The sequence below is a fragment of the Pseudolactococcus plantarum genome (assembly GCF_002441715.1).
Classification (GTDB): Bacteria; Bacillota; Bacilli; order Lactobacillales; family Streptococcaceae; genus Pseudolactococcus; species Pseudolactococcus plantarum.
The window spans coordinates 1-11,624 of sequence record NZ_JXJX01000016.1; the positions used below are offsets into that span (position 1 = coordinate 1).

11 protein-coding genes are annotated in these 11,624 nt (G+C 35.8%); 2 read left to right on the forward strand and 9 right to left on the reverse strand.

Annotated elements, in window-relative coordinates:
* The 4 genes from alsS to RU87_RS09075 form a co-directional block, all read right to left on the reverse strand.
* On the reverse strand, positions 1 to 1,517 hold a 1,517-nt coding region (gene alsS / locus RU87_RS09060), incomplete at its 3' end, for an acetolactate synthase AlsS (RefSeq protein ID WP_096835850.1).
* A gap of 69 nt (positions 1,518 to 1,586) precedes the next feature.
* A complete protein-coding gene (locus RU87_RS09065; RefSeq protein WP_068164828.1) occupies positions 1,587 to 2,834 on the reverse strand; it encodes a tetratricopeptide repeat protein in 1,248 nt (415 codons plus the stop codon).
* A gap of 4 nt (positions 2,835 to 2,838) precedes the next feature.
* Positions 2,839 to 3,540 carry a GntR family transcriptional regulator gene (locus RU87_RS09070; RefSeq protein WP_068164825.1) on the reverse strand — a complete coding sequence of 234 codons (702 nt, stop codon included), beginning with the start codon at positions 3,538 to 3,540 and terminating at the stop codon, positions 2,839 to 2,841.
* A 4-nt stretch (positions 3,541 to 3,544) separates the two neighbouring features.
* Positions 3,545 to 4,096, reverse strand: coding sequence for an FUSC family protein (locus tag RU87_RS09075; protein WP_068164820.1), 552 nt, complete (start codon positions 4,094 to 4,096; stop codon positions 3,545 to 3,547).
* A gap of 198 nt (positions 4,097 to 4,294) precedes the next feature.
* On the opposite strand from RU87_RS09075, the gene rpsT reads away from it, so the two are divergent.
* Positions 4,295 to 4,549 carry a 30S ribosomal protein S20 gene (gene rpsT, locus RU87_RS09080; protein WP_068164817.1) on the forward strand — a complete coding sequence of 85 codons (255 nt, stop codon included), beginning with the start codon at positions 4,295 to 4,297 and terminating at the stop codon, positions 4,547 to 4,549.
* 98 nt (positions 4,550 to 4,647) lie between these two features.
* Complete coding sequence (locus RU87_RS09085; RefSeq protein WP_068164815.1) at positions 4,648 to 5,133, forward strand: YkgJ family cysteine cluster protein; 486 nt, start codon at positions 4,648 to 4,650, stop codon at positions 5,131 to 5,133.
* A 132-nt stretch (positions 5,134 to 5,265) separates the two neighbouring features.
* Here RU87_RS09085 and recD2 read toward each other — a convergent pair whose 3' ends face one another.
* The 5 genes from recD2 to RU87_RS09110 form a co-directional block, all read right to left on the reverse strand.
* Positions 5,266 to 7,707, reverse strand: coding sequence for an SF1B family DNA helicase RecD2 (gene recD2 / locus RU87_RS09090; protein WP_068164811.1), 2,442 nt, complete (start codon positions 7,705 to 7,707; stop codon positions 5,266 to 5,268).
* Positions 7,700 to 8,314 carry a histidine phosphatase family protein gene (locus tag RU87_RS09095; protein WP_068164808.1) on the reverse strand — a complete coding sequence of 205 codons (615 nt, stop codon included), beginning with the start codon at positions 8,312 to 8,314 and terminating at the stop codon, positions 7,700 to 7,702. The genes recD2 and RU87_RS09095 overlap by 8 nt, the downstream gene beginning before the upstream one ends.
* Positions 8,311 to 8,829, reverse strand: a complete 519-nt coding sequence (locus tag RU87_RS09100; RefSeq protein WP_068164805.1) for a tRNA (cytidine(34)-2'-O)-methyltransferase — start codon at positions 8,827 to 8,829, stop codon at positions 8,311 to 8,313. The genes RU87_RS09095 and RU87_RS09100 overlap by 4 nt, the downstream gene beginning before the upstream one ends.
* Positions 8,830 to 9,284: 455 nt before the next feature.
* Positions 9,285 to 9,551 carry a hypothetical protein gene (locus RU87_RS09105; RefSeq protein ID WP_068164802.1) on the reverse strand — a complete coding sequence of 89 codons (267 nt, stop codon included), beginning with the start codon at positions 9,549 to 9,551 and terminating at the stop codon, positions 9,285 to 9,287.
* 297 nt (positions 9,552 to 9,848) lie between these two features.
* Positions 9,849 to 11,141, reverse strand: coding sequence for an ApeA N-terminal domain 1-containing protein (locus tag RU87_RS09110; protein WP_068164798.1), 1,293 nt, complete (start codon positions 11,139 to 11,141; stop codon positions 9,849 to 9,851).
* Positions 11,142 to 11,624: the final 483 nt, after the last annotated feature.

The window sequence follows — 11,624 nt, forward strand, 5'->3', positions numbered from 1 at the left end:
CCAAATGCTTCTGCATATTTGACAAAGTCGACTGGCCCAAAATCAACACCTGAGGCACGACCGTATTTCATAACTTCTTGGAATTCTACCATGTTATAGTGGCCATCGTTCCAGATGATATGAATTAAAGGTAGGTTTAGACGTACTGCCGTTTCAAGTTCTTGTGCTGAGAATAAGAATCCACCATCTCCAGAGATCGAATAAACCTTTTTACCAGGTCTTAGCAGTGCTGCTGTAATTCCCCAAGGAAGGGCAACACCAAGTGTTTGCATCCCGTTTGAAAAGAGGAGATGACGAGGTTCGTAAGACTTAAAGTTACGTGCCATCCAGATATAGTGACTACCGACATCGACCGTAACCGTTTCATCATCTCTAACATGTTCTTGGAACACATCAATAAAATCTAGTGGGTGAACAAGGTTATCTGCTGCTGTACGATTAAATTCGTTCGCTTTTAAGACTTTGTACAAGCCTTCAAGATAACTTTGGCTACCCTCAGGTATTTTATAGCCACGAATGGCAGGGATCAGATTTTCTAGAGTTTGTGAAATATCACCAATCAACTCACGTTCAGGTTGATAATAGGTATCGATTTCTGCAAGTGCTTTATCGATAACAATCACACGGCTATCAATCTCAGCATTCCAGTTTCTCGCTTCATATTCGATTGGGTCATATCCAATCGCAATGATCAAGTCAGACTTTTTCAATAACATATCACCTGGTTGGTTACGAAATAGCCCAACACGTCCAAAGAAGTTATGGATCAAATCTCTTGAGATGATACCAGCACCTTGGAATGTTTCAACGACTGGAATATTAACGTGTTGTAGTAATTCTCTGATTGCTTTAGTGACATCAGCTGATGATGCACCACTACCTAGTAAAAATACAGGTAAAACAGCATTTTTAATCGCTTGTGCTAGGTAGTTAATATCATCAATCGATGCATTACCTAGTTTTGGTGCATTTAGGGGTTTGATAGCATTCACAGAGACTTTACTATCAACAACATCTTGAGGGATAGAGATAAAACTAGCACCTGGTTTACCAGACTTAGACAGACGGTAAGCATTTGCGACGATTTCTGATAGTGTATCTGCATCTTGTACTTCTGCTGAATATTTTGTGATAGGTTCAAAGAGTGCGGCATTATTCATCGACTGGTGCGTACGTTTTAATAAATCTCCACGTTTTACCTGACCACCTAATGCTAAGACTGCGTCACCTTCTGCTGTTGCCGTTACAAGACCTGTTGCAAGGTTAGAGGCACCTGGACCTGACGTTGCAATCACAACTCCCGGTTCTCCTGTGATACGTCCGACAGCTTGTGCCATGAATGCAGCATTTTGCTCGTGACGCGCGACGATTAATTCTGGGCCTTTATCTAGCAATGAATCGAAGACTTTATCGATTTTTGCACCTGGGATACCAAAGATATATTTGACATCATGGTTGATTAAAGACTCAACGATTAAATCAGCCCCACATTTTTCTTCTACCTGATTTTTTTCCATTTTCCTATCCTTTTTTTGAAAGTTTGCTTTTACAATGCACATTGTAGCAAAAAAGGCGTTAAAACGCCATTATATTATCTCATTAAATATTGCTTGTGCATTTTCATCATCTGGCACGATAGCCAAATACTGTTTTAAACTGAGTTTAGCATCTGTAGCACGTGCATTTCTGATTAACAGCTGTGCGTATTCTAGTAGAAATTCTGGATTATCAGCTAAAACACTCTGAGCGATATCATCATAAATAGCTAAGGCTTTTTCGTCTGCTTCTTGTGCTTGATAAGCCTTTGCGATATTCCATTTGGCTAGCGCATGATCATCGTCTAGCAGTGCTTCTAGATTTATAACGGCGTCAAAATCTTCTTCTAGTAGATATAAATTACTTAATAAGAAGACAGTCTCATCGTGTAAATCAGCGATATCAAGTGCTTGGATAAGATAATTTTCTGCTGCTTCTAAGTCATGTAACGCATAAGCAATCCGACTTGTTAAGTGAAGTAAAGGGACATCTGTAGGATTTTTAGTCAGACCAGTTTTAGCCACGGCAAATGCTTGATCAAACTCATTTTCTGCGATTAGGACTTGCGCATAAGGATAAGCGTAGCCATCAAAATCTGGTGCTAAGGCATCTAGTTGTTTAAAGAAAGCAATTGCGCGCGTATTTTCTCCTAAAACGGCATTAATCTGTGCGAGTTCAAATAAGACTGTATCATCATGTGCAAGTTCTAAAGACTTCTCTAAAAACTTCTCGGCATTTTCAAACTCGCCCAGTGAGGCATAGGCAGTCCCGATACGTTGATAAGTCGATACCTTAGTTAAATCAAAAATCTCTCTTTGGCTCAGTTTGGCAAAATAATTTACCGCTTCTTGCCAGTTACTTTGGTTATAATATAGTTCGGCGATGGCAAAGACCACTAGAGGTGAATCTGTTAAACTGCGAGCTTCTTGTAATTTTTCAAGAGCTGCTTCCCAAACCCCGTCCAACTGATAGATATCAGCGATCATGACAAGTGCCGCAACGTAATTTTCATCTGCAGCATCAACTTGATAAAGCAATGCTAAAGCACCCTCCAAATCACCATCATCAATCTTCATCTCTGCAAGATTTAAGATAATATCTGTTTGATCAAGCGCCTCGTTTGTTAACTTATCGTATACTTGTCGACTTTCTTGACTAAATCCCATCATAGCAAGATACTCAGCTAAATCAGCGAGTATGGGGGTATCTTCTGTTTGAATGGCTTGTTGTAGTTCAACTGCCATTTGATCAAATTCACCACTATGAAGTAAGTCTATAACACGTTTTGCATGTGACATCTGGTTATCTTTCTAAATAAAATTCAAAGCGGTCGCCAACATATTGTGACAACACATACTCAAACGGCGTTTCTTCACTGTTTGCAAAACAAGAAACTTGGGTCAATGCTAAGATGGCTGAATTAGGTTTTACTGATAAAAATGAGGCAATTTCTTTGTTAACAATTTTCGCTGAGATGATCTGTTCACTACGTCCGATTTTTTTACCTGCAACCGCTAAGGTATCATAAAAATGATTTGCGATATCATCTTTGGCAAAATCAGCTATTAAACGGTGCGGAATACTTGCCACTTCATAACAAATCGGTAAGTCATCTGCATAGCGTATCCGCTCCATCCGGATAATCTGCGCCCCTTTTTTTAGGCCAAGTTTATCACACTCTACTTCGTTTGCTTTTGTTTTTTGATAACTAATGACTTTTGAGCTTGGTGTTTTGCCTAAATTTTTGATAATTTCAGTAAAACTGGTTGTCCCACGCATTTTTTCACGTACGCGGTCACTAGCGACATAAGTGCCTGAACCAACATAACGTGATAAAATCCCTTCCTCGACTAGACTCGTCACTGCTTGTCTGAGTGTCATACGAGACACACCAAACTTTTCAGACATCACACGTTCACTAGGCAAGCGTTGACCAACTGTATACACACCAGTTTCAATTTGTCGTTTAATCTCATCGTGAATTTTAATATAAATTGCTGTCATATCATCACTTCCTATTGTTTATTTTTCTACGTATAAAGGTTCTCTTGATTTTTCTTTTCTTAATGGGAGCATCATGGATAAAAACACTATTCATCACAGTCGCAACGATAACGCCAAAAAACGTATCTAAAACACGATTTAACGCATAATTTGTATAATCTGTCTCAGGGATAGTCAGCGCAATAATTAATAACGTGGCATTAGCACCAACAAGACCTGGATGCAGATTAAAGCCATCCATAATCACGATGTTTACCAAAACAAATAGGGGAATTAAAATCATTTGTGCAGCAAAATTATAATGGAGCGAGCTATAGATAAAAAAATATATAACTGCTAGCGTCCCACCTAATGCTGAGCCGATAAATCTTGCTTTTGAGGCCTGTAAAGTGGCTGTGTAAGAATCACGTACAGCGATAATCGCTGAGATGCCTGCAATCATTGCTGCGGATTGTCCACGATGAAAAATATGCGTAAACAGCAAAATAATAAAAATAGCAATAACTGTTTTAATCGTTCTTAGGCCTAATCTGAATCGACCAAATTGAAATGACATGGTACCCCTTCCAATCACTAAACAAGTCAGCTGTCAGTGATCTCTTCTGTTATAATACTATACCAATTATAACATAAAAATTGTCGTTTGCGTTTTACTTGTTTCTATGCTATAATGTTTCAGTATTGTGTTTTAAGCAATATAATTATTGAGTCAGCTGACATGAGTGAGCTGATATCATTCATAAGGAGAACAAACATGGCTAACATTAAATCTGCCATCAAACGCGCTGAGTTGAACATCGTTCAAAACGAACGTAACTCTGCTCAAAAAGCTGCATTGCGTACTTCAATCAAAAAATTTGAAGCTGCCGTTGCTGCTGGTGCTGATGATGCGCAAGCATTGTACGTTGTTGCAGCTGCTGCAATCGACAGAGCTCATTCCAAAGGTTTAATCCATAAAAATAAAGCTAACCGTGATAAATCACGTTTGGCAAAAAAATTGGCTAAATAAGCTGATTGTGGATTACTAAATAAAACGGAACTCATCTGAGTTCCTTTTTTGTTTGCAGTCCTACTTTTACACCTTATTTTTATGTTAAAATAAAGACTATGGATATCGAACATTATAAACAATTAGCACTGCAAAAACAAAAAGTGCATAAACAATTTTTAGCGTCACTTAAAAAGAAACCACCTAAAAACTTAGATAAACTCACCAAACAAATTCATGAAGAAGTCTTCATGGAAATAGATTGTACAAAATGTGCTAACTGCTGCAAATCCTTAGGACCACTCTTTACAGAAGCTGATATTACAAGAATCTCCAAATCAATGCGGATGAAACTAGCAACTTTTGAAGATACCTATCTACAAGTCGATGAAGATGGTGATAAGATTTTCAAATGTATGCCATGTCCTTTCTTGGGAGGAGACAATCTCTGCAATATTTATGATGTCAGACCTAAAGCCTGCCGTGAATTTCCACATACTGATAGAAACAAAATCTATCAGATCAATCAGCTAACCATAAAAAATACGATTATCTGTCCTGCTACGTATTTATTTGTTGAAAAATTACGTGAGCGATTGGCCTGATAAAAAACAAAAAAGATAAGCAAGTAATGATTACTTGCTTATCTTTTTTTGATAGCCATGTCTTACTATCTGTTATGTATTCATATTTGATAACTGACACTTTTTGTAGCCAAAACACCCTTCAGTTTAAGACTACCTATTTGTAAATACAGCCACATCTGCGTCGGTCATCCCAATCATCGGATCAATCGTTGTGATGTTGTCCTGTGTTAACACATAAGTTTCTTGCTTAAGTGGCGACGCGGACTGCTTTTTATCGACTGTTTGCTCGTCCACTGTAAGGTCAAGATCTTTAATCACTGGCGTGGGAGCGATGATAGTTTCTTTAACCTCTGAATCCGTGATAGCTGCTTTAGTCTCGATACCAAAGCGTTCTACCAAATATGTTTTTCGATTTGCACCTTGTCGAGTGACTGCAGTTTGAAAACTTGTCGCTTCTCCGAGTAAAATGAGCGATTGTTTTGCCCGGGTCACAGCCGTATAAAGTAAGTTACGCTCTAACATGCGATGATAACTGGCGACCATAGGGACAATGACAGTTGGAAACTCACTACCTTGAGACTTGTGAATGGACATGGCATAGGCCAGCGTGATTTTGTACCACTCTGCCCTTGGATAAATGACTTCATTCCCATCAAAACTCATGATGATCTCATCTTGTTTAGACTCTGTATACTTAGCAGGCACTAAGTCTGTAATCACACCAATATCACCATTAAACACATCTAAACTAGCTTCATTAACCAAATGCAGCACCTTGTCTGCTTGTCTAAAAATCGTATCTTGAAAGTTAAATTCTAGTCGATCTGCTAAAGGATTAAAGAGATTTTGCAGCGATTTATTGACTTGGTTAATCCCAGCAATACCTTTATACATAGGGATTAAGACCTGTAAATCAAAGGGATCGTTTCCTCTTTTGAGCCATGCCTTAGCAATTTGTTCGATATAGTTAGGAATGTTAACTGCCTTACTTTCGATATAAGAGCGATCCGCCTTTTTGGCCGTAAAATCTGCTGGAAGATAGCCATCTTTGATGCTATGTGCTAGACTTGTGATCGTAGAGCCTTCACCCTGACGAAAGATTTTATCTAATCTAACTGAGGCAAAATCAGAGACGCGAAGTAAGTCAGCAAATACTTGTCCTGGACCTACAGAAGGCAGTTGATCTGCATCTCCTACAAGAATCACAGTCATAGACGGTAATATCGCTGCAAACAATTTATTGGCAAGCCATGTATCCACCATCGAAAACTCATCAACGATTAAGAGACTACCTGATAAGTCATTGCCAAAATCATCTGGTTGATCATCTGAATTTAGCCCTAATTGTCGGTGAATCGTCGCAGATGGTAAACCTGTTAGGTCGTTCATACGACGTGCGGCACGACCAGTTGGTGCCAACTGAACGATAGGAAACACATCATCAGTATAATTATCAGGATTCAAGTCTAACTTATTCAGCAGGGCATAGGCTTGTATAATGCCTTTAATGACAGTAGTCTTACCCGTTCCCGGTCCACCTGTTAAAATAAAAAATTGATGCGTTAATGCTTTGAATATTGCTTCTTTTTGTAGACTATCATACTGAATATCAAGTGTTGTCTCCACTTCTGTCATGATCGTCTCAAATCGCTCTGGATCAAGTTTTTTCGGGATACTATTGGTTAATTTATCTAATCTTTGATAGATGCCTTCCTCAGCAAAATATAAGCCATTATCAAAGAGTTTTGTGTCTTTGGCTTGCAATCTACCTTCTGCTAATAACGTATTGATATTAGTTGCGACTTGATCAACTAAAATTTCTACATTTCTAGATGATTCAAGTAAGTCGATCGTTTTTTCCAGTAAGTCTCGTGCTTCGATATAAGTATCGCCAAACTCCATCGCATGTGTGATGACAGTGTGCATTAATCCTGCTTGGATACGTGCATCACTAGTTGCTGAAATGCCTTCATCTTCGGCGATTTTATCCGCTTTTTTAAAGCCTATCCCTTTGATGTCAAGCACCAGCTGATAAGGATTTTCTTTTATCACATCTAAGGTTGTTTCTTTGTATAGCTCATAGATTTGAAAATTTATTTTACTGGGTAATTCATAGACAGCTAGTTTCGAGAGAATCTTCTCCATCCCATGATTTTCCGATAAACGTTTCACAAACCCTGTCAATTTTTGGGCAGACAAAATACCTGATAGTTGATCAGGTGCGTCTAAAATATGATCGATGGTATCTTCTGGAAAGACCTCTACGATTTTTTCAGCTGTTTTTTTACCAATACCTGGGAAATGTTCACTAGACAGGTATTTCACTAAACCAGCACCAGATGTTGGCACATCTTTTTCATAAGTCGAGACTTTAAGTTGTTCGCCGTATTTTGGGTGATTTGTCAACTCACCATAAAATTTATAACTATCACCTTCGATCACATCACCTATGATGCCATTTACAACGATTTCATCACCAGTAAACTCAGCATTTGTATCTGCAATCTCGACCAAAAGCACTTTATAAAAATTAGCTGGATTGCTAAAGAATATCGCTTCAACAGTCCCAGAAAAATATAATTTATCAGCCATGTCTTTCGTTCCACTGGACTAAGGTATAATCCTGCCCATCATAGTCCACAATAGATAAGGTGTTGTTATCAAGTCCTACTCCTGCTGGTCTCAACTCGCCAATCGGTGTACCAGTTATCATCTTGATAGAGCTTGATAGAAACGCCCCATGACTGACAATCAAAACAGTTTCGTAATCTTGTTTGGCTAACCAAGTCATAAATTTACGAAAACGACGATACACATCTGCTAAATTTTCAGCACCAATCGGATTTCCCCAAAATAGTTCTGGATGATGGCGAAAAGCATGCATATTATCAGGATCTTTTTTGATGGCTTCTTCGATCAAAATCCCCTCAAAAATACCTAAATTCCACTCAAATAACTCAGTTTTTTTGATAATCTCTTTGGGATGTTGATTATGTTCTGATAGAATCGTTGCTGTATCAATCGCCCGTTTTGACGGACTTGAAAATATGGCATCAAACTCAGTATTTGCTAGATAATCGCCTAAGTTAGCAACTTCTTGACGTGATTCAGGTAAAAGGGGGGAATCACCAGTCATCCCTTGCAATCTTCTTTCTTGATTCCAAACTGTCTTACCGTGACGCACAAAATAAAGTCTCATTTTAATTTATCCTTCTCATAACGATGTACCAATTCAAGTCCTTGATATTGCTGTTGTCTGAGGCACTCATAAATCACGATGGCTGCGGCATTTGATAAATTTAAACTTCTAACATGTTCATCATTCATCGGGATACGTAAGGCTTTTTCAGGATTTTGACGCATAAAGTCTTCTGGCAGGCCAGTATCTTCACGACCAAATAAGAAATAATGGTCGGCCTCATCGACATAAAGACCGTTTTCAGAATAATCATGTTCTGCAAACTTGGTAATGAGATGGAGTTTAACACTCTCAAGCGCCTCAATATGAGCTAAAAAGGCTGCTAAATCATCGTGATAAGTAATGTTAACCTTATCCCAATAGTCAAGACCAGCTCTTTTTAGATTTTTATCTGTAATCTCAAAGCCAAAAGGCCGTATCAGATGCAGATGTGTGTTTGTTGCTGCACAAGTCCGCGCGATATTTCCTGTATTAAAATGTATTCTAGGTTCAAAAAGTACGATATGGTTTGTCATAATACTTCTTATTATAGCACAATGATCCAATGATATCTTCATGTATCCTCTATAATACTTTATTTCAGACATTCTATTTTTAAATTCTCTTATAACTCCTCAAAGCCTATACACAAAGTGAAGATTGTCAATAGAAATACAAAACTCAATGGATACAACCAAATAGATCAGAGCATATATATTAATATGATGTCTTGAATCAAGCCATAACAAAATAATAATAAATCGTCAGTGCTCAAACAACACACAAAACAATAATACCTAAATATGTAGTTCCTAAAAAACTCAGTTTACTCTAAATACATAAAACAAACAATTTCAAAAGTATCATCAACTATATAGAGTATACGTTTTTAGCTTTGATTAAAATCAAAGCATGATTTTCAAGTATCCGCACTCAGAACAAGCATTTATCCCCTCTGAATGTTTTTGAATGGATAAGAGAAAAATACATTTTAGTTGATATTTAAAATTTTAAAGATAAATCCTTTAAATGAAAGCTTATATTTGTAACTAGTCATATTTACATTACCATTAAAACCATTCATATTAAATATATATTCACCTTTTTCACCTAAAGTAGTCTCCCATTTAACTTTTAGAGTTGGAACTGTTCCTATAAACGTCATCTTGAAAGCACAAGCATTAGACTCTTTTATACCTGGAATTTCTTCTATTAAGGTTTCTTTCTTATCAGTTTCACTTATATAAAAAAATTTCAAATATATTATATCAACATTTTTAGGTGTGATAATAAATTTGCTTAATCCATCATTAAGTACTTTACTTTCTATAACTCCTTTAAAATCGTTCTAATTATATTCTAATGGATCAATTAATATTATTTTTACATTTTCAATGTAGTAATTTGATAATTTAACTCTAAAAATGATACCTATAAAAACTTAAATACCAAGTGCCCTTAAAAACCAATCTATAAATATTGTTACCATCTTTAATTTTCTTTCTAAACTTAATGCGACAGATTGTGAGGGCAGCAGTTTAAATTGCATCTTACATCACCTGATATTTATTAACTCTTTTTTCAAATAATTACGAATAGCATCTTGGAACTCAAAAAGTGTTGGTACAAGTTCAATTTCAGACAACATTTTTTCTTTCTTAACACCATGAACGTAAAAATCTCGATTATTTTTAATCGTTTCAATGCAACGCAGGGTTTCTTTATTATTCTCCCAGCTACCATTGAATATCATATTTAGCTTTTTACTAAAATTCTGCACCGGTTTATCGTTTGAAAATGTTGACCCATTTAAATAACTCTCAACCCCAGAAGAAAGTGTCAAAAAAGCAGGTATTACAGGAATTTGATATTGACTTATCGCTAAATATAGAGAAATAAAATTTTGTAGTTTTTCTTTTTGAAAAAATGTTTTTAAAATATCTTCGAAATCATTTTTGATGGTAGAATAATTAATATCAAATATTAAACTTTTTTTCTTGATTTCATCCGGTAGAAAAGATTGCGATACAAACCAATTTTCTCTATAATCTTCTGGACGCCAATCTTTACCATTCCAAGAATTATTATTATTCAATAAAATTTTATAGAGTCCTACTTTTTTATTTAGTAAGAATTGGAAAAAATTTCGCAATTGCACTGCTAAATCAAAAACAAAATCTTTTGTTTGAGGGGATTGAAACTTCACTATTATACTAGAATGGGCTGAAAATAATACCTCATTTGTATTTCTGGATTTTTCAGTAAATCCATTTATTTTCAAAGAAAAAGAAACGTCGCAATAAACCATATTTTCAAATATAATAAGTTTTTGGTTTAGTTCTTCTCTAGTCATCATAGGGCCATACAAAGAAAACCATTCGTGAATATAATCAAGATAGAAACTGGCTTGGTACACTTTATCTTGTAACATAAATTGAGATGCAATAGAAAGATTAGTTACATGATACTTGGTAATTCCATCATATGAAACAGAATTAAAGCTATTTGAACTATGTTTAGATATAAAAAAATAATTTGCAATGATAAACTGCATCTTCCCATCCCATGTAGTCGCATACAAAGTTGAAAAATCTTTTTCACTGTATACCTCATCATTGTCAGATAAAATTGCTTTATTTTTCGATTCATGTTTCATAAGAACAGTTGATAACTCAAGTATTATTCTATCTCCTTCCTTTTTTATGACCCCTGGAAATTGTTTTGCTTGATCAACATATAATATTTTTGTTCCATCATCTTTTTTAAAAGAACTTAGCTCATCAGTCACATAAACTTGAAACTCAAAGTTATCTCTCATATCATATTCAGTAAATTTTTTTGCCCCCAAAACATATCCTCCCTAACATTTGTTCTTTTCTGCAAGTAACTTTAAGTTTCAATAAGTCAATTTTCTCTCATATCATTCGCAACCTGCATAAATTGACCTTAAAACTCATGATATTTTAAAATTCCATAATAAGATACCCTTATTTTTCAGCTAGTCTCATTATATTTACTTGGATTAACGTATGCTATCACTTACTTTTATATCATATTAAATAATGTATTATAGCATAAAAATAGGTATTGTCCATAACATAACGAAATCTAGTAACAACAAAAAATTCAGCATACAACAAGCTGATTCATTCAATCGGTTTACTCTCTTTTTTGGTGCTAAATTTGGTGCTTTTTAAAGCTGATTTTTCATCAGGTCAATCAATTTAATACTTTACGGGTACCAAATATAATTGTACCACCTGTTAACTCCTTTGATTTTAAACACCAACTCATATCATCATTATGACGTTAAGTCAATTTATTAGAGTCA